This window comes from Streptomyces sp. NPDC048361 (genome assembly GCF_040651795.1).
GTDB lineage: Bacteria > Actinomycetota > Actinomycetes > Streptomycetales > Streptomycetaceae > Streptomyces.
On sequence record NZ_JBEZKW010000030.1, the window covers coordinates 67,609 to 88,685 of the forward strand.

The following is a 21,077-nucleotide window of genomic DNA, read 5'->3' on the forward strand; positions in this document are numbered from 1 at the left end:
CCACGCCGGTTGAAGAGCGCCCCGTGCTGCCCCTATCCTGACTTTGTGCCGCTACTAAACAAAGTACGGACGGCCGCTCCGGGGGGTCATGGCTCACACACCGCCGCACCCACCCTGTCCCGCCTCCGCTCCGCCCTGACCGTGTTCTTCGCTCTCGACGGCTTCCTGTTCGCCGGATGGGTCGTCCGCATCCCCGCGATCAAGCAGCAGACCGGGGCCTCCGCGGGCGAGCTCGGGCTCGCCCTGCTCGGGGTCTCGGCGGGGGCCGTGGTGACGATGGTGTTCACCGGCCGACTGTGCCGCCGCTTCGGCAGCCACCCCGTGACCGTCGCCTGCGGCGCCCTCATGGCGCTGGCCATCGCACTCCCGCCGCAGACCCACTCCGCCCTCGCGCTCGGCCTGGTCCTGCTGGTGTTCGGCGCCGCCTACGGTGGCGTCAACGTGGCGATGAACAGCGCCGCCGTCGACCTGGTCGCGGCGCTGCGCCGCCCGGTGATGCCGAGTTTCCACGCGGCGTTCAGCCTCGGCGGCATGGTCGGTGCGGGCGTCGGCGCGCTCGTCGCCGGAAACCTCTCCGCCACCTCGCACCTGCTGGCGCTGACCGGATTCGGTCTCGTGGTGACCGTCCTGGCGGGGCGGGTGCTGCTGCGGCATCCGGCCCCGGTGCCCGCGAGTACCTCGCAGGCGCGGGGGCGGCGCCTCGACGGACGCGCACGCCGACTGGTGCTGCTCTTCGGCGCGATCGCGCTCTGCACGGCGTACGGCGAGGGCGCGATGGCCGACTGGGGCGCGCTCCACCTGGAGCAGGACCTCGCGGCGGCGCCCGGCATCGCGGCCGTCGGCTACTCACTGTTCGCCCTGGCCATGACGGCCGGCCGGCTCTCGGGCACCGCCCTCCTGGAGCGGCTCGGCCAGACCCGCACCCTGGTGGCGGGCGGGCTCACTGCGTGCGCCGGCATGCTGCTCGGCGCACTCGCGCCACAGATCTGGCTCGCGCTGGCCGGGTTCGCCGTGATGGGGCTCGGCCTCGCCAACATCTTCCCCGTGGCCGTAGCGAGGGCGGGCTCGCTCGCCGGACCCGGCGGGGTCGCCGCGGCGTCCACACTCGGCTACGGCGGCATGCTCCTCGGGCCGCCCGCGATCGGCCTGATCGCCGAGTGGGCGTCACTGCCGGTCGCCCTGACGACGGTCGCCGCGCTGGCCGCAGGCGCGGCGCTGATCGGCTATACCGCCCGGCACGCGACAGCCACCGAGGCCTGAACCCCGGGCCGCGTCCATGGGGCCGAGCCGGCCGAGCGGTCGCCCCGATCCGAGCGGTCCGACGCGGGGCTCCCGAGGCGACCGGCCCGGCCGATCCGACTGATCCGGCGGGAGATGCGGGTAGCAACTCACCGCGAGCGCAAGGGAGTTGGAGATCGCCAGAGCTGGGTCCTCCTGGTCACTCCCGAAAGGGACCCCTCACTGCCGCCCTCACTACCGCCGTCGCTGCCGCCGCCACCGCCGGTCAGGTCAGGCTCGGATCACGCTCAGGTCAGGCCTCGGGCTGGGCCGTCAGCATCCTGGCGAGTACGGCGCGCTGCAGGGGCAGCACCTCGGCGTGGCGGGAGCGGCCGGCTTCGGTGATCGCCACGCTCACGCCGCGCCGGTCCTCGCTGCACATACACCGGGTGACCAACCCGTCCTTCTCCAGTCGGCCGATCAGCCGGGACAGCGCGCTCTGGCTGAGGTGGCTCCGCGAGGCCAGCTCCTGCACGCGGAACGTACGGACCTGCTCGCCCTCGCGCTCCTCGGCCAGCACGTCCAGGACCTCGAAGTCGCTCGCGCCGAGCCCGTAGGCGTGCAGCTCCCGGTCGAGCTCGCAGGTCGTGCGCGCGTGGGCCGCGAGGATGCCCCGCCATTCCTCCACGAGCAGGCGCTCGGGCGTATCAGCTGCCATGGGCGCACGGTAGCAGAGGCGGCCGGTTTGCATGCGTCCGCACTAAATGCGGGTGCATGCTGTACGGGTCGATGCGCGCGCGTGCAGTACGGGTCCATGCGCGCACGTGCAGTACGGGTCCATGCGCGCACGTGCAGTACGGGTCCATGCGCGCGCGTGCAGTACGGGTCGATGCGGGCGGCGTGCGCGGCGGGCAGGCGTGTGCCGGGCGGCGCCGGCACCTTGCCGGGCGCGGCGCGGCCGAAGGGTGGCGGTTGCTCCTCGGCCGTCCGTGCTGTGAGACTTCGCTCATGGGGACACGGAGCCGGGCCGAGCGGGACGCCATCACCATCGAGATCGGATACGCGCTGGCCAGCGCCCTTTTCGCGGCCGCCGTCGTGTTCGGCGCCATCGCCGGCTCCGGCTACGCGCTCGAACTCCCCTATCCGCTGCGGCGGGTGCTGCTCCTGCTGGGTGGCGGCTGCGCCCTCGTCGTCTTCGTCTGGCGGACCGTGCACGTCCTGTGGCGCTTTCCGCACGGCTCCGGCCGTGCGCCGCGTCAGCCGATCCAGCCCGGCCGCACGAGCCCCGACTCGTAGGCCAGCACGACCAGTTGGGCCCGGTCGCGGGCGCCGAGCTTCACCATCGCGCGGCTCACATGGGTCTTCGCGGTCAGCGGACTGACGACGAGGCGACGGGCGATCTCCTCGTTGGACAGTCCGATGCCCACCAGCGCCATCACCTCCCGCTCCCGCTCGGTGAGTACGGCCAGGGCGTCCGCGGCGGCCGGCTCCTTCGAACGCGCGGCGAACTCGGCGATCAGGCGCCGGGTCACCCCGGGTGAGAGGAGAGCGTCGCCGTCGACCACCGCCCGGACCGCGCGCAGCAGTTCCTGCGGCTCGGTGTCCTTCACCAGGAAACCCGAGGCGCCTGCGCGAATCGCCTCGAAGACGTACTCGTCGAGCTCGAAGGTGGTGAGCATGACCACCTTCACCCCGGCGAGATCCGGGTCCGACGTGATGCCCCGGGTCGCGGCGAGGCCGTCGAGACGGGGCATGCGGATGTCCATCAGGACGACGTCGGGCCGCACGTCGCGTACGAGGCCGAGCGCCTCTGCGCCGTCGGCGGCCTCTCCCACCACCTCGATGTCGTCCTGGGCGTCGAGCAGCGCCCGGAACCCTGCGCGCACCAGGATCTGGTCGTCGGCGAGCAGCACGCGGATCATGGCGCCTCCTCAAGTCCGCCGACCGGTGGGCGCCCACTGTCCGGCCCGTCGCCCGGTTCGCCGTCCGGCAGGCGCCGGGCGCCGGGCGCGCCGGTCAGGGGAAGCCGGGCGCCGACGCGGAAGCCGCCGCCCGTGACCGGTCGCGCGTCGATGGTGCCACCGAGCGCGGCGGCCCGCTCGCGCATGCCGATCAGGCCGCTGCCGCTGCCTCCCGCGTCGCCGCCGGACGGCGGCCCACCGTCGTCGACGCTCAGTACCAGGGCGTCGGGTTCGTAGCCGATCGTGAGGTGTGCGGTGCGCGCGGCGGAGTGGCGTACGACATTGGTGAGAGCCTCCTGCACGATGCGGAAGGCGGCCAGATCGGTGCCGGGCGGCAGCTCCCTGCGCCGCCCGCTCGTCGTGGTCCGCACGGTGAGGCCCGCGCTCGCGGCCTGCTCGACGAGTTCGGGGAGCCGGTCGAGGCCGGGGGCCGGGGAACGGGGCGCCTCCCCCGGGGCACGTAGCGTCTCCAGGACCTGGCGCACTTCGCCCAGCGCCTCCTTGCTCGCGGACTTGATGGTGGTCAGCGCGGTGCGCGCCTGCTCGGGGTGGGAGTCGAGCAGGGCGAGGCCGACGCCGGCCTGGACGTTGATGACGGAGATGCTGTGGGCGAGCACGTCGTGCAGTTCGCGGGCGATCCGCAGCCGCTCCTCGTCGGCGCGGCGTTTGGCCGCCGCGTGCCGTGCGGAGCGCTCCCTCGCCCACTGCTCGCGGCGGACGCGCACCAGCTCGGCGACGGCCATGACGGCCACCGCCCAGGCGGCGATGCCCAGTTCCTGCCCCCAGGGCGCCGCGGCGTCCCCCTCGGGCGGCAGCCACCGGTAGAGCCAGTGCGCGACGAGGAGGTGGCCGAGCCACAGCACGCCGACCGCGGCCCAGGCCTGCCGGCGGCAGCCGGCGACGACCGCGGTGAAACAGCCGACGGCGACGGGCACGAAGACCGGCCCGTACGGGTATCCCGCGCCGAGGTAGACAAGGGCGGCCGCCGAGGTCGCGAAGACGGCGACGACGGGGTGGCGCCGGCGCAGCAGGAGCACCGCGCACCCGGCGACGAGCAGCACCTGGGCGGAGGCGTCGAGCGGGGCGCGGAGGGGCTGGGCATGGGCGGCGAAGTGGGTGCCGACCAGCACGAACACCGTGAGCACGGCCGTCGACGCCCACGGCGGCCGCGCCCTTGCCCCCTCGTCGCCGTCCGGCCCCCACGCCCAGCGTCTCGGCGGGCGCGGCGGCTCCTCCGGCGGGCGGGGTGGGCCGCCGTGGCGGACGGCGCGCGGCGCCTGCTGGTCTTCCATATCGGCCACGCTAGACCGGGGCTCCCGGTCCGGTCGTCCGCCGTACGAGGTGATCGCGCGTACTACGCGGGGAGTACGAGGCCGACGGAGCGGGCGAGCTGGTCGGCGGCGTGGGTGAAGAACGCGTCGCGGTCCTCGACGACCCGGTGGAACTGACCGAACGCCTCGAAGGAGAGGAGACCGAACAGTTGGGCCCAGGCGGCGACGAGGGCGACGGCGACGGCGGGCGGCAGGTCGGGCGCGAGGTCGGCGGCCATCCGCTCGGCCTCGGCGCGCACGGGCGCGGCAAGTGGCGGCGGCGCGATGCCCTTGCCCTGGTGGGCGTCGCGCACGATGGACAGGAGGGCGAGCCCGACGCGCGCGGCGGGGCCGATGGTGGCCTCGGGCGCGGTGTAGCCGGGGACGGGTGTGCCGTAGATGAGGGCGTACTCGTGGGGGTGGGCGAGGGCCCAGCTGCGCACCGCGCGGCAGACCGCCGTCCACCGGGCCGCGGGGGAGGTCGTCTTGCGCTGCTTGGCCAGGGCGTGCTCGGCGGCTTCGCCCACGGCGTCGTAGGCGTCGACGATGAGGGCGGTCAGGAGGTCGTCCCTGCTGGGGAAGTAGCGGTAGAGCGCCGACGAGACCATGCCCAGTTCGCGGGCGACGGCGCGGAGCGAGAGCTTGGTCGCGCCATCGGCGGCCAGCTGCCTTCTTGCCTCGTCCTTGATGGCGGCGGTGACTTCGATCCGTGCCCGTGCGCGGGCTCCCTGGACGGTGCTCATGGACCCAGTCTGCCAGCTTCGAGAGCACTGACCAAGAACGTGACCGGCGCGCACAAAACGGATCGCCGAACCTTTTCGAGAGCGGTGCTCTTGCTTTGGAGCACCATCCCGTTGCAGACTGCTCACGAACGAGAGCACCGCTCTCTCAGCCTCAGGGAGACCCCCGATGTCCGCATCCGCACACGTCAAGAAGCCCGGCTGGTTCACGGTCAACGTCCTCAACCGGGCCGTCGCCTGGGTGACCCGGCGTGGCATCAGCGTCTGGGGCTCCCGCGTCCTCGCCGTCCGCGGCCGCAAGAGCGGCGAGTGGCGGCGCACCCCGGTCAATCTGCTGACGTTCGAGGGGGCGCAGTATCTGGTGGCTCCGCGCGGACACGTCCAGTGGACGCACAACATGCGGGCGGCCGGCGGCGGCGAACTGCACCTCGGCAGGAAGACCGAGGTGTTCACCGCGGTCGAGGTCGCCGACGACGACAAGCCCGCCCTGCTGCGCGCCTACCTCAAGCGCTGGAAGGCGGAGGTCGGCGTCTTCTTCGACGGCGTCGGCCCCGACTCCGGCGACGCGGAGCTGCGCCGCATCGCCCCCGACCACCCCGTCTTCCGCATCACCGTCACGCACTGACGTCGACCACGCGCTGACGTCGACGACGCTCGCACTTACGCCGGCGGAGCCCACGGGCGTCGGCGGAACCCACGACCCACGGGCGTCGGCAGAGCCCACCGATGCGCGCCCCGCCGGGGCGGACCCCACTTATGCGGGCCACACCGGGGCGGGCCCGCCGGGACAGCTCAGCGGTCGATGGTGTTGAGGGCCCGCCGGGCCAGCGGGTGCGTACGGACCAGGCCGGCCAGCGTGGTGGCGCCGCGGGTGATGTCCGCGAACGCGTTCCACGCGGGCCGCAGTCCGGTGATCGCGGCGTGCAGCAGCAGCGGGCGCTTCTCGAAGAGGGTCAGCATCCGCCGGCCCACCGCCATCTCGACACCGAGCCCGGCCTTGATGGCGAAGGCGTAGTTGAGCGCCTGGCGGCGGGCGTCGACGGCGTCCTGAGACTCGGCGATGCGCACCGCCCATTCACCGGCGAGACGGCCCGAGCGCAGCGCGAAGGAGATGCCCTCGCGCGTCCACGGCTCCAGCAGGCCCGCCGCGTCGCCGCAGACCAGGACCCGGCCGCGGGAGAGCGGCGAGTCGTCGCTGCGGCAGCGCGTCAAGTGCCCGGAGGAGATGGCCGGTTCGAAGCCCGCGAGGCCGAGCCGGGCGATGAAGTCGTCCAGGTAGCGCTTGGTGGCGCCGCCTTCACCGCGGGCCGAGATCACACCCACGGTCAGCGTGTCACCCTTGGGGAAGACCCATCCGTAACTGCCGGGCATGGGGCCCCAGTCGATGAGGACCCGCCCCGCCCAGTCCTCGGCCACGCTCGGCGGCACCGGGATCTCGGCCTCCAGACCCAGATCGACCTGGTCGGTCTTGACTCCGACGTGTGCTCCTATACGGCCCGCGCTGCCGTCCGCGCCGACGACGGCGCGCGCCAGGACGGTCTCCCCGTCGGACAGGACGACGGCTACGGTGCGGCGGTCGGGCACGGCCGAGCCGTGCTGCTCGACCTTGGAGACGGAGACGCCGGTACGGATCACGGCCCCCGCCTTCTCGGCGAGCGCGACCAGACCCGCGTCGAACTCGGGCCTGTTGATGAGGCCGAACAGCATCTTCTTCGACCTGCGGGTGCGCGTCAGCTTCCCGTTGAGGGAGAAGGTGACCGCGTGCACCCGGTCCTGGAGCGGCAGTTCGAAGCCTGCGGGCAGCGCGTCGCGCGAGGGCCCGATGATGCCGCCGCCGCAGGTCTTGTAGCGCGGCAGTTCGGCCTTCTCCAGGAGCAGCACCGTACGCCCCGCGTCCGCAGCCGCGTGCGCCGCCGAGGCCCCGGCGGGTCCGGCGCCGACCACGACGACGTCCCAGACGGGCCCCGTGGCCGGTTCCGTCACCTGATCGGCGGTGGCCTCAGCGGCGGGCTCGTCCTGGTGCCCGTCCACGGGTCCATCCACAGGCCCGTCCAGGGGGCCGTCTACGGGTCCGTCTACGGGTCCATCCAGGGGGCCGTCCACGGGTCCGTCCAGGGGGCTGTCCGTCCCGGCGTCTGTGTTCTCGCTGCTCACGATGTGCCTGTGCTCCCCATCAGACCAGTGTCCTCTTGACGATCGCATCCTACGGTGCAGTAGCCCCGACCTGCCGTCCTGGCCCGCTGTGGGAGGATCGGCCGTACCTTCGCCGTACACAGCCGTACACATACGTGCACCGTCACAGCCGACACACGCGTGCACCGACCCGGCCGTACACATGCATGCACCGACACAGGTGTACTGACAACGTCGCACCCACAAGGAGCGTGCCCATGACCGCACATCCGATCGCCGAGACCATCGCGTCACTGATGCCCCGTGCCCAGGCGGAGCTGACGGAGCTGGTCGCTTTCCAGTCGGTGGCGGACGAGGCGGTGGCGCCGAGGAGCGAGTGCGAGGCGGCCGCCAACTGGGTGGCGGCCGCCCTGCGCAGCGAGGGTTTCCAGGATGTGGCGCTCCTCGACACCCCCGACGGTTCGCAGTCGGTCTACGGGCTGCTGCCCGGCCCCGAGGGCGCGCCGACCGTGCTGCTCTACGCGCACTACGACGTGCAGCCGATGCTGGACGAGTCCGCGTGGGTGACCCCGCCGTTCGAGCTGACCGAGCGTGAGGGTCGCTGGTACGGCCGTGGCGCCGCGGACTGCAAGGGCGGGTTCATCATGCACCTGCTCGCGCTGCGCGCCCTCAAGGCCAACGGCGGCGTGCCCGTCTCGGTCAAGGTGATCGTGGAGGGCTCCGAGGAGCAGGGCACCGGCGGCCTCGAACAGTACGCCGAGGCGCACCCGGAGCTCCTGACGGCCGACGCCATCGTGATCGGCGACACCGGTAACTTCCGGGTCGGTCTGCCCACGGTGACGGCGACGCTGCGCGGCATGACGATGATCCGGGTGACCGTCGACACCCTTGCGGGCAACCTGCACTCGGGCCAGTTCGGCGGCGCCGCACCCGACGCGCTGGCCGCGCTCATCCGCGTCCTCGACTCGCTGCGCGACGAGCACGGACAGACCGTCATCGACGGGATCGCCGCGGACACGGAGTGGGACGGACTGCAGTACCCCGAGGGCGAGTTCCGTCAGGATGCCAAGGTCCTCGACGGCGTGGAGCTGCCGGGCACCGGCACCGTCGCCGACCGCATCTGGGCCCGGCCCGCCGCCACGGTCATCGGCATCGACTGCCATCCGGTGGCCGGGGCCACGCCGTCCATCCCGGCGAGCGCCCGCGCGCAGATCAGCCTGCGGGTGCCGCCCGGCCAGGACGCCGCCGAGGCGACCGAGCGGCTCTACGCCCACATCGAGAAGCACGTGCCGTGGAACGCCCGGGTCTCCTTCGAGCAGGTCGGCCAGGGCCAGCCGTTCCGCGCGGACACCAGCAGCCCGGCGTACACCTCGATGGCCGAGGCGATGGCGGTGGCCTACCCGGGCGAGAAAATGCAGTCCTCGGGCATGGGCGGCTCGATCCCGCTGTGCAGCACCCTGGCCACGCTCTACCCGCAGGCGGAGATCCTGCTGATCGGTCTCAGCGAGCCCGAGGCGCAGATCCACGCGGTGAACGAGAGCGTCTCACCCCAGGAGCTGGAGCGCCTCTCGGTCGCGGAGGCCCTCTTCCTGATCAACTACGCCGCCTCCCAGCAGAGTTGACGGCACGTCAGCGAGACCCCGGCAATGGGATTCCGGCGGTGAGGTCGCGCCAGTGAGGTTCCGCGCTCTGCGGACTCCGCCGAGCGCGTAGATCCGTGCGGCGGACGACGTCAGCGACGTACGTTCGCCGCATGGACCTCGTAGAAGTCACCCCGCGGCTGCACATGTTCCGCTTCCCGATCGGCCAGGCCTACCTGTGGCGTGACGACGACGGGCTCACCCTGATCGACGCGGGTGACGTGAACGCCGCGCTCCCCGTCGAGCAGGCGGTACGCGGAGCCGGGCTCGACCCGGCCGCGATCCGCCGGATCGTGCTCACGCACGGCCACCGCGACCACTACGGCGCGGCCGGTGAACTCGCCTCGCGCCACGGGGCCGAGGTGATCGCGCACCGGCTCGACGCTCCGGTGATCCGGGGTGAGGCGCCGATGGCCGAGCCGGTGCTCCTGGAGTGGGAACGCCCCCTGTACGACAGGGCGTTGACGGTGCCTCAGGCGCCGCCGACGCGGGTGGACCGCGAGGTCGGCGACGGGGAGGCGCTGGGCTTTGGTGACGGCGCGGTCGCCGTCCACTCCCCCGGCCACACCGATGGTTCGATCGCGGTCCATCTGCCGCGCCACGGCGTGCTGTTCACCGGTGACGGTGTGGCCGGGGTCGGCCGGGTGATGCTGGGTGTCTTCAACACCGACCGGGAGCGGGCGCTCGGTTCGTTCCGCCGGCTTGCCGCGCTCGGCGCGACCACCGTGTGTTTCGGGCACGGCGACCCGCTGACCGAGAACGCGGCGGCCGTCATGCAGGCCTCAGCCGACCGGGACTCCGGCCTCCAGGTTGAGCACGGTTGACTGTTCGCGCGCCCGCAGCGCCCAGCGCAGCCGCTCGAAGCGGGCGGGCGGCAGCAGTCCCGCCGCCTCCTGCTCGCTCACGAAGCGCCAGCCGCGCAGTTCGGCGCCGGGCAGCAGCACCTGCGCGGCCCCCGCGGCGTCGAGGGTGCCGCCGTCGAACAGGAGCCGAAGGCCTCCGTATCCGGGGGGTTTGGGCGGCTCCCAGTCGATGACGAGGAGGCGTGGCACGCGGTCGAGTCTGACCCCCAGTTCCTCCTCGACCTCGCGGACCCCGGCCCGGGCGGGCGCCTCGCCGCGTTCGACGACGCCGCCGGGGAACTCCCAGCCCGGCTTGTAGGTGGGGTCGACCAGGAGCACCCGGTCGTGTGCGTCGAAGAGCAGCACCCCTGCGGCGAGCGTCTCGGCGGTCGGCTCGGGGGTCTGCACGATCGCGCAGGCGCGGGCCGCCCCGGAGCGGACGGCGTCGGCTATACGTTCGGCGCTTTCGCGCGGAGTGAGCACACTGTTGTCGACGGCATGGGCGTCGGCGGTGATCCAGCCGAGCGCGCGCCGGAAGGGTTCGATGTGCTCGTACGCCCATTTGCGGACCCGCTGCTCGTCGGCCTCCGGGTCGTCGGGGAACTCCACGCGGGCCGCGATCCGCGCCCGCAGGATCGTTTCCTCCTGGGTGAGAACCACATGGCGTACGGGTATGCGGCGGGATGCGAGCCCGCCGAAGATCTCATCCCGGTACTCCTGTCTCAGCAGTGTCATCGGCACCACGAGTACACCGCCGACCTCGGCGTGCAGCGCGGCCGCTCCGTCCACGACCAGCCGCCGCCAGATCGGCAGGTCCTGGTAATCACTCACCTGTGCAAGGAGTTTCTGCGGCAGCAGCTGCCGTAGTGCCCCGCCCATCACCTCGGGGTCGTAGAACGTGCTGTTCGGGATCAGGTCGATCAGCTCGCGCGCGGTGCTCGTCTTGCCCGCGCCGAACGCACCGTTGACCCAGACGATCACGGTTCCCCCCTCTTCGTAGCCCCCAGTGGACTGCCCGCAACACCCTGCCACGGAAACGCAGCGGTGGCCCGGGCCCTCCTCGCTCACATCACAACTGTGGCCGGGCTGTTGCCTGCCGGGCGCCACCATCGGGCGCCCCACCGCGTCCTGGTCTACAGGCACCGGCCACGGGGGGCCGTAACGCCGACGGCGCGAGCGTCGTTGTGCGGGTGCCCGAAGAGAGAAACAAGGGGGTGCGACGAAATGCGTCGTACGGTACTGGAACGTTTTCCCGCCGGCGATCCGCGCGGCCACTGGCCCGCGGAGGCCTTCGCGCACGAGCGCAGGAACGAGGGACTCGCGGCGGAAGTCGTGATGGACCTGGAGAGCGACGCCTTTCTCGTCGTCGTCACGCACACCGTGCCGGAACGGGTCGGCTGACGCCACCCACCCGGCCCGCGTGCCCACCCGGCCCGCGTGCCCGCCCGGCCCGCGTGCCTGCCCGCCCGGCCCGCTTGCGTGCCCGCCCGGCAGTCCGCCGCGTCTAAGAGGCCCCATATCAAAGGGCCCCGTGTCACAAGTCGCCGTGTCAGAAGGCTCCGTAATTGACCTGCCAGGTGGGCAGGCCCATGCTGCGCCACACGGCGACGACCCGGTCGCGGTCGTCGAGACTGACGCGCACGTGGAACCGGTGGCGTACGTGCGCGTCGAAGAGTTCGGCCTTCACGACGTCGTCGCGCCGCCCGTCACCGGCCGGCCGCATCCACAGCTCGTCGTACGGCACGTCGTGTGCGGCGAGCCAGGCCTCGGTCTGCGGCCGGTACTCCTCGCCGCGGCCCGAGAGCAGCACGATCGTGTCGCCGTGCGCCTGCCGGAAGCCGATCAGGGCGTCGCGTACGGAGCCGTTGAGGCCGTCCTGTCCGCAGCGGGCGAAGTCGTACGGATTGCGGTTCAGGTTGAGGGCGAGCGTGCCGTCGATGTCGCACATCACGGCGCTCGGCAGGGAGGCGTCCGGGGTGTAGGGGTCGGTCTCGGCGAGTACGACGGTGTCGTTGAGCCACGCGTCCGTGAGCCGCCAGCCGTTGCGCACGGCCTTGGCGTGCTTGTCCGCGAGGAGGCGGATGACCTCCTCGCCGACGGGCTCCGCGCGGGCCGCGTCACGGCGCAGGCACTCCTCCACGGACACACCGGTGAAATCGTGCACGACGAACCGTGCCCGGCCGGCGACCGCGGCCTTGAGACGCTTGGGGATGTGCGGGGTCAGATGGGTGTTGTCGACGACCACGTCGAACCCCGCGGCGATGCTCTCGCGCACCGCACTGTCCTGGACCGCGAGGACGCTCTGCTCGGCGGTGCCGTTGCGGCCGCGCCCGCCGCCCGCGGGGTCGAACATGGCGCGCAGGTCGTCGAGGTTGACGCGGCGGCACTGGCCGTCGGAGTCCTCGACGAGCTTGCGGGCGGCGGTGGTCTTGCCGGAGGCGGGCAGTCCGGTCATGACGTGCACGGTGGGCATCGGGGGTTCAGCTTTCCTTGTCATCGGTGAACGGGTTGGCGGCGGCCGGTTTGAGGGTCCGCCAGATCATCAGGTCGATGTCGCGGCCGTCGAGCAGGTGGAACACGGCAGCGCGTGCGGTGCGCTCCGGGATCTCGCGGGCGGCACGGGCGAACGCGCCGCGGTCCTGGCCGAGATGCGCGATCTCACCGAACCGCCGCGCGGCGAGAGCGGCCAGTTCGGCGGCGTGCGTGTCGAGGCGGGTGGTCACGCCCCGCACCCACGCGTCGAACTCGTCGGGGACCTGCTGCAGCATAACGTCCAGCGGGTCGGCGCCGCCCGCGGTGAGTTCGGCGATCTCGCCGGGGCCGCAGCCGATCGCCTGGGCGACCCGCTTGGGGTCTTCGCCGGCGAACCGGCGGATGCCGAGGAAGCGCCAGATGTCCCGTTCGGTGATGCCCGTGAGCACCTTGTGCAGCCGCACGTACTCGCTGATCTTGGCCTTGGTCCGCAGGCCCGATGCGTAGCGGATGACATAGCCCTCGGCGTCCGTGCCGTGCGCCGCACGGCCGTCGGCGTGCGCGTCGGCCGCGGTGTGCGCCAGGAGTTCGGCGAGCGGCATCGCCGGCCACGTACGCGCGACCGAGCCGACCGGCGCCCAGTCGGCGGCGGCGCGTGACAGCGCGATCTCCTCGCCCGTCGGGTCGTACGCGGCGAGCAGCACGAGGTCGCGGTGGCCGCCGTAGTCGACGACGATCCGGTTCTCGGGGTAGAGGATCTCCGCGAGGTAGGTCACGCCGGGCCGCAGCGTCGTCGTGTCGCGTCCGTCGAGCCATGCTGTGGCCCAGGCCGCCTGTTCGGAGGTGAACGACCCGCGGGAGGCGACGCGCCAGCGGCCCGCGTAGTGGAAGACGATGCCGAGCGAGCCGTCGACCTTGTCGTACACCTCGAACGGCTCGTCGGGCAGCGGCTGCGCGTAGGGGCGGCCCAGGGTGTGCTCGGCGACGTTGAAGAACTTGGGCAGGCAGTGCGCGACGACGGCCCCGCTCGTGTCGTCGGCGACCAGCCCCCGGCACCGTGTGGTGACCTCGTTCCACGCCTGCTCGTACTGGCAGGTCCTGCTGTACGAATAGATGGAGAGCGGGAGTTCGGGGTGGGCCTTGCGGACGACGTGCCCGGCGTCGATGGCGGCGGCGAGGCCGGCGGGCGGAACGAGAAGGTCGAGGTCGGTCACTGCGTACTCCTGGGAAGGGTGCTGTCCCCAGGAGCGTGACCGGTACGGCGGCGAGTGGCGAACCATTTTCGACTGCGGCCGGCCGTTGCCCCGGCTACACCGGATAACCCATGGCCGACAGGCCTGAGCTGCGACTACGGTCTGCTCTCCCGAGTCCAGGGCTGCCGGACGTTCAGGCCGCGAGCGGGATGCTGGGGGCGATGAAGTAGCCGTCCCGGTCGTACCAGCGGATCTCCGTGATGCGGACCTCGCGCAATCCCGTGCGCCGGAAGATGGGGTCGATGAGGGCGGCCCCTTCGGGTGCGTCCGCCGTCTCCAGGTCGACGATGGTGACGGCGGGGTTCACGGGGCTCGGCCGCCGGGCGACCTCACGGCCCGGGAGCGGGTTGTGCGCCGTGTCGAAGTCGTGCAGGAGAGCGGTGGCAACGTGCAGTTCGACGGTCATGGCGGCCTCCGGAGTCGGGCTGGCGCGGCCCGTCGACGGCGGGCCGCGGCAGGCGGCGCATCTGCTTGAGGCCGCAGACCTTGGGGTGCTCGCCTTGAAGCACGCTCGATCACCGCTTGAGTCCGGCTCGCTGCCTGGTCGCAGAGCGTACGAGCCCGGCTCGTATACTCAACGAGCCGCGAACGTAGACGAGTTGGAGCCGACTCGCCAGGGGCCCCGAGTTCATCGAGGACCAGGCTCTTGACGCGGCGGACCGACGCCGGGACATCCGCCCTTGCCAGACCGACAGGGGGCAGCCCATCGGGGTTCTTGTGGCAGGGCGCTCTGGACGCGATCGAGGCCATTGTCAGTGCCGGGCGATACGCTTGGTCCATGCCCAATACACCTGCCGATCGTGGTTCCGTGCGCCCTGCGTCGGTGATCAATGAAAATATCCGTGGGCTCGTCGACGAAGGCGGGCTCGGGTCGGACGACTACCTGCAGCTGCTCGTCGAGTGGGAGGCCGCGGTGCGCTCGAAGGGCCTGTGCAGCGACGTGACCAAGGCCGCTTAAGATCCCGTTTTCAGGTGGCCGCCCTCCACAGAGAGCCGGCACGGTTCGGAAGCTCATCGGCCGACGAGGGTGAAACGAAGACACCCCCCCAGGGGATGCGTCGGCGGCGGAATCGATCGGCTGGGCCTCCGGGAGGCTGCCCTACCACCGGCCCGGGTGTCTGAAGGGAGCAGGAAGGCTCTCGCCTTCGGGCGGCCCCCGCGTGTGTCGGCGGTCGGGTGACTCAGGTTTCGCCACCGTCGGGCATCGGGGACTAATCATCCTGTTTCTCCGCACACACCCCTAGACAGGAGTAATCATGCGTATGCGCACGTCCCTTGCCGCCGGCGCTCTCGCCGTCGCCGCGATCCTCGGTAGCGCGGGCACCGCCCTGGCCCACGACGGGGACGACCATCACTCCGGCGGCGCGACCAGCGCCTGTGGCACGTTCGCCGCCGCCACGGGGGGCAACGCCGCCTACGGCAGCAAGTGCAGCCACTCCCGTTGGGACGGCATGTTCCAGGGCCACGACGGCTTCGGCGAGCACTGACGCCGGCTGCCCCAGGCATAGAGGGCGCGCCGCGCTCGACGACCAGGAACGCGGCGTGCCCTCACCCTGATCACAGCCGCCTGCTCGCCCCGAATCGACTACAGTCACCGTCCTCGGTCAGGACGTCGGGGTCGCGGGAGGCTCACTCGTCGCTGAGAGCCGACCCGGACGACGGCTGACGAACGACAGAAACTGTCAGTCCGCAACCGTCAGTCCACAACTGTCATCCCTCAGCTGTCAGTCACCATCCGTCACTTGAGCAACGCCGCCGCACCCCGGTCCGAGCCTCGCGCCGACGCCGCGGCCGCCGCGCCCACCAGGCCGGCGTCCGTTCCCATCAACGCGGGCGCCACGGTGAGACGTTGGACGAAGGAGAGCGTCGCGTAGTCGCGCAGGGCCCGGCGCAGGGGGGCGAAGAGGACATCGCCCGCGCCGGCCACTCCCCCGCCGATGACGGCGATCTCGATCTCCACGAGCGTAGCGGTCGCGGCGATTCCCGCGGCCAGCGCCTGGGCGGCGCGCTCGAAGGAGGCCACCGCGATCGTGTTTCCGGACCGGGCGGCCGCGGCGACGGCGGCAGCCGAGGTGTCGCCGTCGGTGCCGGGGCGCCAGCCGTTGTCCAGGGCGCGGCGGGCGATGTTCGGGCCGCTGGCGATCCGTTCCACGCAGCCGCGCGCACCGCATGGGCACGGGTCGCCGTCGAGGTCGACGCTGATGTGGCCGATGTGGCCGGCGTTGCCGGTGGGGCCGGGGTGTAGTTTGCCGCCGAGAACGAGGCCGCCGCCGACCCCGGTGGACACGACCATGCACAGGGCGTTGTCGTAGCCACGGGCCGCGCCGAGCCAGTGTTCGGCGGCGGTCATCGCGACGCCGTCGCCGACGAGTTCGACGTGGAGGCCGTCGGTTGCCGCGCGCACCCGCTCGACCAGCGGGAAGCCGCGCCAGCCGGGGATGTTGACGGGGCTGACCGTGCCGGCCGAGGCGTCGACGGGCCCCGCGCTGCCGATGCCGACGGCGCGCGTACGCTCCCACAGGGCGGATCCGGTCAGCTCGGCGAGTACCTCTTCGGCCGCGCGCATCACCGTGTCGCCGTCCTCATGGGCGGGAGTCGGCCGTTGTGCCCGCAGGAGAAGCCGGCCGGCGGCGTCGACCAGGGCTCCGGCGATCTTGGTGCCGCCGATGTCGAGCGCGGCGACGAGGTCGGTGTGCATCGAGGACGGATCTCCTGGCGGAAGACGGGTAACAGCAGGTCAAGATGAGAGTCTCCCTGGATGTGACAACGTTGTCCAGGGCCTATGCTCGACGCCACACCTACCGCCCGGGCACCAGAGCACGCCGGACGGCTCCCGACGACGACAGGACAGCGCACTGTGGCCGAGAATGCCCGCCACCCCGAGCCCCGCTACGGCAACCGTCCGACGATGAAGGATGTCGCGGCGCGCGCCGGAGTCGGCCTCAAGACGGTGTCCCGGGTGGTCAACGGTGAGGCCGGGGTGACACCCGACACCGAGCGCCGGGTGCAGGAGGCCATCGAGGCGCTGGGCTTTCGCCGCAATGACAGTGCCCGGGTGTTGCGCAAGGGCCGTACCGCCTCGATCGGTCTGGTTCTGGAAGACCTCGCCGACCCGTTCTACGGGCCGTTGAGCCGGGCCGTGGAGGAGGTGGCGCGGGAACACGGGGCGCTGCTCATCAACGGTTCGAGTGCCGAGGACGCCGATCGTGAGCAGGAGCTGGTCCTGGCGTTCTGTGCGCGCCGGGTGGACGGGTTGATCGTGATCCCGGCGGGGTCCGACCACCGCTATCTCGAACCGGAGATAAAGGCGGGGGTGGCGACGGTGTTCGTGGACCGGCCGGCGGGGCGGATCGACGCCGATGTGGTGCTGTCGGACAGTTTCGGCGGGGCGCGGGCGGGGGTGGCCCATTTGATCGCGCAGGGCCATCGCCGGATCGGTTTCATCGGTGACCAGCCGCGCATTCATACGGCGACGGAGCGGTTGCGTGGTTATCACGCGGCGATGGCGGACGCGGGGCTGCGGGTCGAGGACGCGTGGGTGTCGCTCGGTTCGACGGGGCCGGAGCGGGTGCGGGACGCGGCGGAGTCGATGCTGGCGGGCCCGTCCGGGGTGACCGCGCTGTTCGCGGGGAACAACCGGGTGACGGTGACGGCGGTGCGGGTGCTTGCGGGGCGTGAGCGTCCGGTGGCTCTGGTGGGTTTCGACGATATCGAGCTCGCCGATCTGCTGGGGATCACGGTCATTTCTCAGGACGCGGCGACTCTTGGCCGTACGGCGGCGGAGCTGCTTTTCCGGCGGCTCGACGGGGCGGACGAGACGCCGGCGCGGGTGGTGCTGCCGACGGTGTTGATCGAGCGCGGTTCGGGTGAGATCGCGCCGCCTGCGGAGGCTTAGCGCGGGGGTGTTGAGGCGCGGGGGCCTTGGGGCGCGGGGCTTTGAGCGCGGGGGTGTTGAGGGTTGAGGCGCGGGGGCCTTGGGGCGCGGGGCTTTGAGCACTGGTCTTTGGGCGCTGGAGCGTTGGGCGCGGGGCTTTGGGCGGGCCGTTCGGGTCCGTCGGTGGGGGTTGCCGGGTGGCCCGGCGTCAGCAGACCTTGAGGCCGGGCACGGGCTGGTTGTTGTCGCCGCCCTTGAGGTAGACCACGCTGACGTAGACGTTGGTGTGGCCGCTGTCGTCGTCGGTCTTGGCCCACCAGGTGTTGGTCCACTTGCCGTAGGTCTCGCGGCGGCCCAGGTTGGTCTGGCAGTAGACGTAGTTGGTGCCCGCGTTGAGTACGCCTGCGGGGGCGCCGTCGCGGCGGATGGACTTGGCGGTGCGCCACACCTGGCAGTTGAACTTGCCGCCGGCGATGGGGGTGCAGCTGCCCGCCGGAGGTGCGGCGCCGCCGCCCGCCGTGCCGCCGGGGCCGCCCGGGTCGGGGGCGCCGGGGGTGTTCTTCCTGGGGTCGGGCTCCTTGGTGGCTCCGCCCTTGGCGCCGCCCGGCTTTCCCGGGTCGCCCTTGGCGGACGGCTGGGAGGGTGTGGTGCTCGAACTCGCCGTGGGTGCGGGCGAGTTGGGTGTGGGTCCGGTGGTGGATCCGGGTGTGGGGAGGCCGGCGGCGCCGATCTGGTCGTCTGCCGCGCCGGGTGTCGCGCGGGTGGCCGCACCGGCCGCCTGCTGTCCGCCGCTGCTCGTGTCGTCCTGGCTGAGGAGTGCGTATCCGGCGCCGCCGCCGGCGAGTACGACGGCGGCCGCCGCGGCGGCGATCCATGCGGTGCGCCGGCTCCGCCCGGAGGCCGCTCGCTCGGGTGCGCTGTCGCGGACGACTGGTCCGGAGACCTCGTGCCGCTGTGCCCTGTGCGGCGCGACTCCCGGCAGCGGTTGGGGGACCGGCATGGGCGTCGGTGTGGGCGCCGGCCCGAAGCCCTCGGGGCGGTGCGGCGCGGCGTCGCGTACGGTCGCGTTGCGCGGTTCTCCGCCGGGCTGTGCGCCGGCGTCCCGTGGGGGTGTGGCGGGTGTGGCCCGGATCGGTGTGGCCCGGATCGGTGTGGTCCGTACGGCGGTCGGCACGGTGGTGCCCGCGTCGGTGGCGATCTGGGCGAGGAGCCGGGCCGCGGTGTCGGCGTCGGGCCTGCGGGCGGGGTCCTTGTCCATCAGGCGCAGCAGTACGGGGGCGAGGGGGCCGGCGCGGCGTGCCGGGGGCGGGGGTTCGACGACGATGGCGTTGAGGGTGGACCAGGTGGAGGTGCGGCGGAAGGGTGCGGTGCCTTCGACGGCGGCGTACAGGGTGGCTCCGAGGGCCCAGATGTCGGAGGCGGGGCCGGGGTTGTGGCCCTGGGCCCGTTCGGGTGCCAGGTAGTCGAGGGAGCCGACGAGTTCGCCGCTGCGGGTCAGGTGGGTCCGTGAGCCGTCGCCGGGGTCGTTCATGGCGGCGATGCCGAAGTCGGTGAGGACGACGCGGCCCGAGGTGTCGAGGAGTATGTTGCCGGGCTTCACGTCGCGGTGCAGGACGCCCGCGCGGTGGGCGGCGGCGAGGGCTTGGAGGACGTGGGCGCCGATGGCGGCGGCTTCGCCGGGTTCCAGGACGCCGCGTTCGGTCAGGACGTCGTCGAGGGAGGGTCCGTCGATGAGTTCCATGACGATGACGGGGCGGCCGTCGTGTTCGGTGACGTCGTGGACGGCGACGACGGAGGGGTGGCGGACGCGGGCTGCGGCGCGTGCTTCGCGCTGCATGCGCAGGCGGAGGTCGCCGAGTTCGGGTGCGGAGGCGTCGTTGAAGGCGCGCAGTTCCTTGACGGCGACGTCGCGGCGGAGGACTTCGTCGTGGGCGCGCCATACGACGCCCATGCCGCCGCGGCCGAGCCGTTCGACGACCCGGTACCGGCCGGCCAGTAGTTGGCTCTCCCCCGTAGACACCGCTGCCCCGTTCCCCTGTGGCGATTGTGGTCGCGTACAGAGTACGGGGCAGGGGTGACAGTCCTCGGGGGGCGTGTCCCGGTTCGGCTACGGGGCGGTGACGGTGAGGCTGCCGCGGCGGGGTGAGGCGAAGGCTTCGAGGTCGGGGCGGGTCAGGCCGGTGAGGCGGGCGACTTCGGCGGTGTCGAGGGCGCCGCAGTCGAGGCCGCGCAGGAGGTAGCCGCTGAGTGCCTTGGCGGTGGCGGGTTCGTCCATGACGTCGCCCTCGGTCTTGGCGACGTAGGCGGCGAGGCGGCCCGCGGCCTGTTCGAGGCCTTCGCGGTAGAAGGCGTAGACGGCCGCGTAGCGGGTCGGCATGTGGCCGGGGTGCATGTCCCAGCCCTGGTAGTAGGCGCGGGCCAGGGCGCGGCGGGTGAGGCCGTAGTGGAGGCGCCAGGCTTCGTGGACGTGTTCGGTGGTGCCGATGGGCAGCACGTTGGTGGAGCCGTCGGATACGCGTACGCCGGTGCCGGCGGCGGCGACCTGCATGACGGCCTTGGCGTGGTCGGCGGCGGGGTGGTCGCTTGCCTGGTAGGCGGCGGAGACGCCGACGCAGGCGCTGTAGTCGAAGGTGCCGTAGTGCAGGCCGGTGGCGCGGCCCTGGGAGGCGTAGATCATCTTGGCTACGGCGGCGGTGCCGTCGGCGGCGAGGATGGACTGGCTGGTTTCGATCTGGATTTCGAAGCCGAGCCGGCCTTCGGGCAGGTGGTGGGCCTTTTCGAAGGCGGTGAGCAGCCGCACGAAGGCGGTGACCTGCTCGGGGTAGGTGACCTTGGGGAGGGTGAGGACGAGGCCGTCGGGGAGGCCGCCGTTCTGCATGAGGGTGGTGAGGAAGACGTCGGTGGTGCGGATGCCGCGGTCGCGTACGGCGGCTTCCATGCACTTCATGCGGATGCCCATGTAGGGGGCGGCGGTGCCGTTCTTGAAGGCTTCGGCGATGAGGCGGGCGGCGCGGGCGGCGTCGGCGTCCTCTTCGGCGTCGGGGCGGGGGCCGTAGCCGTCCTCGAAGTCGATGCGGAGGTCTTCGATGGGTTCGCGGGTCAGCTTGGCGCGTACGCGGTCGTATACGGGAGCGGCGAGGTCGTCGGAGATGCCGAGGACCTTGGCGAAGGAGGCGGCGTCGGGGGCGTGCTCGTCGAGGGCGGCGAGTGCCTGGTCGCCCCAGGAGCGGATGGTGCCGGCGTCGAAGACGTCTCCGGGTACGTAGACGGTGTGGACGGGCTGGCGGGTGCCGGGGTCGCCCGGGTATCGGCGGGCGAGCTCCTGGTCCACGGCGATGAGCGAGGCACTGATCTCCTCGCTGACGACGCCGGCGAGGCTCGTTGCCACCTGCTCCTGCTGACCCATCCTGCATCCTCCACACGGTCGAGACTTTTCCGCTTCACGGAATCAATAATCCGTATAGCGAAGTTAGTAGGTGCCTTCCCTTGCGTCAATGCTTATCCGGCGGGTCTGCGAAACGACGGAGGGCCGCGCGGTGAAAATCATCGATCTGGTCGAACAGGTCCTCCACCTCGCGATGGTCCGCCTTCAGTTCCTCAATGACGTTTCCGCCGTGTCCCATAAGGGCGTGTT

21 protein-coding genes are annotated in these 21,077 nt (G+C 72.1%); 9 read left to right on the top strand and 12 right to left on the bottom strand.

What is annotated here, in order from left to right; all coding sequences use genetic code 11:
- Positions 1-45 precede the first annotated feature (45 nt).
- On the top strand, positions 46-1,260 hold the full coding sequence (locus tag AB0D31_RS18960; RefSeq protein WP_362724093.1) for an MFS transporter: 1,215 nt from the start codon (positions 46-48) through the stop codon (positions 1,258-1,260).
- A 271-nt stretch (positions 1,261-1,531) separates the two neighbouring features.
- Here AB0D31_RS18960 and AB0D31_RS18965 read toward each other — a convergent pair whose 3' ends face one another.
- The gene (locus AB0D31_RS18965; RefSeq protein ID WP_362724096.1) at positions 1,532-1,936 is read right to left on the bottom strand and encodes a MarR family transcriptional regulator; all 405 of its coding nucleotides are present in this window, start codon (positions 1,934-1,936) and stop codon (positions 1,532-1,534) included.
- A gap of 290 nt (positions 1,937-2,226) precedes the next feature.
- Between AB0D31_RS18965 and AB0D31_RS18970 the strand changes: the two genes are divergently transcribed.
- Positions 2,227-2,514 carry a DUF6332 family protein gene (locus AB0D31_RS18970; RefSeq protein WP_362724099.1) on the top strand — a complete coding sequence of 96 codons (288 nt, stop codon included), beginning with the start codon at positions 2,227-2,229 and terminating at the stop codon, positions 2,512-2,514.
- Here the strand turns inward: AB0D31_RS18970 and AB0D31_RS18975 are convergent.
- From AB0D31_RS18975 to AB0D31_RS18985, 3 genes are all read right to left on the bottom strand, one after another.
- Complete coding sequence (locus tag AB0D31_RS18975; protein ID WP_362724102.1) at positions 2,475-3,140, bottom strand: response regulator transcription factor; 666 nt, start codon at positions 3,138-3,140, stop codon at positions 2,475-2,477. The genes AB0D31_RS18970 and AB0D31_RS18975 overlap by 40 nt on opposite strands.
- Entirely contained in the window at positions 3,137-4,471 is a 1,335-nt protein-coding gene (locus AB0D31_RS18980; RefSeq protein WP_362724105.1) for a sensor histidine kinase, read from the bottom strand. Before AB0D31_RS18980 ends, AB0D31_RS18975 begins: the two co-directional genes overlap by 4 nt.
- 62 nt (positions 4,472-4,533) lie before the next feature.
- Positions 4,534-5,232: a TetR/AcrR family transcriptional regulator gene (locus tag AB0D31_RS18985; RefSeq protein ID WP_362724108.1), complete on the bottom strand. Its 699-nt coding sequence runs from the start codon at positions 5,230-5,232 to the stop codon at positions 4,534-4,536.
- Positions 5,233-5,398: 166 nt separating this feature from the next.
- Here AB0D31_RS18985 and AB0D31_RS18990 point away from each other — a divergent pair, with 166 nt between their 5' ends.
- A complete protein-coding gene (locus AB0D31_RS18990) occupies positions 5,399-5,854 on the top strand; it encodes a nitroreductase family deazaflavin-dependent oxidoreductase (protein ID WP_362724110.1) in 456 nt (151 codons plus the stop codon).
- Between the two features lie 167 nt (positions 5,855-6,021).
- Here AB0D31_RS18990 and AB0D31_RS18995 read toward each other — a convergent pair whose 3' ends face one another.
- Positions 6,022-7,431: a geranylgeranyl reductase family protein gene (locus AB0D31_RS18995; RefSeq protein ID WP_362724113.1), complete on the bottom strand. Its 1,410-nt coding sequence runs from the start codon at positions 7,429-7,431 to the stop codon at positions 6,022-6,024.
- A gap of 188 nt (positions 7,432-7,619) precedes the next feature.
- Here AB0D31_RS18995 and AB0D31_RS19000 point away from each other — a divergent pair, with 188 nt between their 5' ends.
- Together AB0D31_RS19000 and AB0D31_RS19005 are read left to right on the top strand one after the other, a co-directional pair.
- Entirely contained in the window at positions 7,620-8,984 is a 1,365-nt protein-coding gene (locus AB0D31_RS19000) for a dipeptidase (RefSeq protein WP_362724116.1), read from the top strand.
- 131 nt (positions 8,985-9,115) lie between these two features.
- Positions 9,116-9,826, top strand: coding sequence for an MBL fold metallo-hydrolase (locus AB0D31_RS19005; protein ID WP_362724118.1), 711 nt, complete (start codon positions 9,116-9,118; stop codon positions 9,824-9,826).
- Here the strand turns inward: AB0D31_RS19005 and AB0D31_RS19010 are convergent.
- Positions 9,785-10,825: an NUDIX domain-containing protein gene (locus AB0D31_RS19010; protein WP_362724121.1), complete on the bottom strand. Its 1,041-nt coding sequence runs from the start codon at positions 10,823-10,825 to the stop codon at positions 9,785-9,787. The two genes, AB0D31_RS19005 and AB0D31_RS19010, sit on opposite strands and share 42 nt — an antisense overlap.
- A 243-nt stretch (positions 10,826-11,068) precedes the next feature.
- Between AB0D31_RS19010 and AB0D31_RS19015 the strand changes: the two genes are divergently transcribed.
- Positions 11,069-11,245 carry a hypothetical protein gene (locus AB0D31_RS19015; protein ID WP_362724124.1) on the top strand — a complete coding sequence of 59 codons (177 nt, stop codon included), beginning with the start codon at positions 11,069-11,071 and terminating at the stop codon, positions 11,243-11,245.
- Positions 11,246-11,393: 148 nt separating this feature from the next.
- On the opposite strand, the gene AB0D31_RS19020 is transcribed toward AB0D31_RS19015, so the two are convergent.
- The 3 genes from AB0D31_RS19020 to AB0D31_RS19030 form a co-directional block, all read right to left on the bottom strand.
- Entirely contained in the window at positions 11,394-12,317 is a 924-nt protein-coding gene (locus AB0D31_RS19020; protein WP_362724127.1) for an AAA family ATPase, read from the bottom strand.
- Positions 12,318-12,324: 7 nt separating this feature from the next.
- Positions 12,325-13,530, bottom strand: a complete 1,206-nt coding sequence (locus AB0D31_RS19025; protein ID WP_362724129.1) for an RNA ligase — start codon at positions 13,528-13,530, stop codon at positions 12,325-12,327.
- 172 nt (positions 13,531-13,702) lie between these two features.
- A complete protein-coding gene (locus AB0D31_RS19030) occupies positions 13,703-13,975 on the bottom strand; it encodes a hypothetical protein (RefSeq protein WP_362724132.1) in 273 nt (90 codons plus the stop codon).
- 372 nt (positions 13,976-14,347) lie between these two features.
- On the opposite strand from AB0D31_RS19030, the gene AB0D31_RS19035 reads away from it, so the two are divergent.
- Together AB0D31_RS19035 and AB0D31_RS19040 are read left to right on the top strand one after the other, a co-directional pair.
- Positions 14,348-14,527, top strand: coding sequence for a hypothetical protein (locus AB0D31_RS19035; protein WP_362724135.1), 180 nt, complete (start codon positions 14,348-14,350; stop codon positions 14,525-14,527).
- A 298-nt stretch (positions 14,528-14,825) separates the two neighbouring features.
- The gene (locus AB0D31_RS19040; RefSeq protein ID WP_362724138.1) at positions 14,826-15,056 is read left to right on the top strand and encodes a hypothetical protein; all 231 of its coding nucleotides are present in this window, start codon (positions 14,826-14,828) and stop codon (positions 15,054-15,056) included.
- Between the two features lie 251 nt (positions 15,057-15,307).
- Here the strand turns inward: AB0D31_RS19040 and AB0D31_RS19045 are convergent, their stop codons facing one another.
- On the bottom strand, positions 15,308-16,267 hold the full coding sequence (locus AB0D31_RS19045; protein WP_362724140.1) for an ROK family protein: 960 nt from the start codon (positions 16,265-16,267) through the stop codon (positions 15,308-15,310).
- 159 nt (positions 16,268-16,426) lie between these two features.
- Here AB0D31_RS19045 and AB0D31_RS19050 point away from each other — a divergent pair, with 159 nt between their 5' ends.
- A complete protein-coding gene (locus tag AB0D31_RS19050; RefSeq protein ID WP_362724164.1) occupies positions 16,427-17,464 on the top strand; it encodes a LacI family DNA-binding transcriptional regulator in 1,038 nt (345 codons plus the stop codon).
- A gap of 187 nt (positions 17,465-17,651) precedes the next feature.
- Here AB0D31_RS19050 and AB0D31_RS19055 read toward each other — a convergent pair whose 3' ends face one another.
- Both AB0D31_RS19055 and AB0D31_RS19060 read right to left on the bottom strand, forming a co-directional pair.
- Positions 17,652-19,463 carry a protein kinase gene (locus AB0D31_RS19055; RefSeq protein ID WP_362724143.1) on the bottom strand — a complete coding sequence of 604 codons (1,812 nt, stop codon included), beginning with the start codon at positions 19,461-19,463 and terminating at the stop codon, positions 17,652-17,654.
- Between the two features lie 87 nt (positions 19,464-19,550).
- Complete coding sequence (locus AB0D31_RS19060) at positions 19,551-20,849, bottom strand: aldolase (RefSeq protein WP_362724146.1); 1,299 nt, start codon at positions 20,847-20,849, stop codon at positions 19,551-19,553.
- Positions 20,850-21,077: the final 228 nt, after the last annotated feature.

Excerpts from the sequence above, each read along its gene's own strand:
- AB0D31_RS18965 (WP_362724096.1), bottom strand. The coding sequence starts at position 1,936 with ATGGCAGCTGATACGCCCGAGCGCCTGCTCGTGGAGGAATGGCGGGGC.
- AB0D31_RS18970 (WP_362724099.1), top strand. The coding sequence starts at position 2,227 with ATGGGGACACGGAGCCGGGCCGAGCGGGACGCCATCACCATCGAGATC.
- AB0D31_RS18975 (WP_362724102.1), bottom strand. The coding sequence starts at position 3,140 with ATGATCCGCGTGCTGCTCGCCGACGACCAGATCCTGGTGCGCGCAGGG.
- AB0D31_RS18980 (WP_362724105.1), bottom strand. The coding sequence starts at position 4,471 with ATGGAAGACCAGCAGGCGCCGCGCGCCGTCCGCCACGGCGGCCCACCC.
- AB0D31_RS18985 (WP_362724108.1), bottom strand. The coding sequence starts at position 5,232 with ATGAGCACCGTCCAGGGAGCCCGCGCACGGGCACGGATCGAAGTCACC.
- AB0D31_RS18990 (WP_362724110.1), top strand. The coding sequence starts at position 5,399 with ATGTCCGCATCCGCACACGTCAAGAAGCCCGGCTGGTTCACGGTCAAC.
- AB0D31_RS18995 (WP_362724113.1), bottom strand. The coding sequence starts at position 7,431 with ATGCGATCGTCAAGAGGACACTGGTCTGATGGGGAGCACAGGCACATC.
- AB0D31_RS19000 (WP_362724116.1), top strand. The coding sequence starts at position 7,620 with ATGACCGCACATCCGATCGCCGAGACCATCGCGTCACTGATGCCCCGT.
- AB0D31_RS19005 (WP_362724118.1), top strand. The coding sequence starts at position 9,116 with ATGGACCTCGTAGAAGTCACCCCGCGGCTGCACATGTTCCGCTTCCCG.
- AB0D31_RS19015 (WP_362724124.1), top strand. The coding sequence starts at position 11,069 with ATGCGTCGTACGGTACTGGAACGTTTTCCCGCCGGCGATCCGCGCGGC.
- AB0D31_RS19020 (WP_362724127.1), bottom strand. The coding sequence starts at position 12,317 with ATGCCCACCGTGCACGTCATGACCGGACTGCCCGCCTCCGGCAAGACC.
- AB0D31_RS19030 (WP_362724132.1), bottom strand. The coding sequence starts at position 13,975 with ATGACCGTCGAACTGCACGTTGCCACCGCTCTCCTGCACGACTTCGAC.
- AB0D31_RS19035 (WP_362724135.1), top strand. The coding sequence starts at position 14,348 with ATGCCCAATACACCTGCCGATCGTGGTTCCGTGCGCCCTGCGTCGGTG.
- AB0D31_RS19040 (WP_362724138.1), top strand. The coding sequence starts at position 14,826 with ATGCGTATGCGCACGTCCCTTGCCGCCGGCGCTCTCGCCGTCGCCGCG.
- AB0D31_RS19045 (WP_362724140.1), bottom strand. The coding sequence starts at position 16,267 with ATGCACACCGACCTCGTCGCCGCGCTCGACATCGGCGGCACCAAGATC.
- AB0D31_RS19060 (WP_362724146.1), bottom strand. The coding sequence starts at position 20,849 with ATGGGTCAGCAGGAGCAGGTGGCAACGAGCCTCGCCGGCGTCGTCAGC.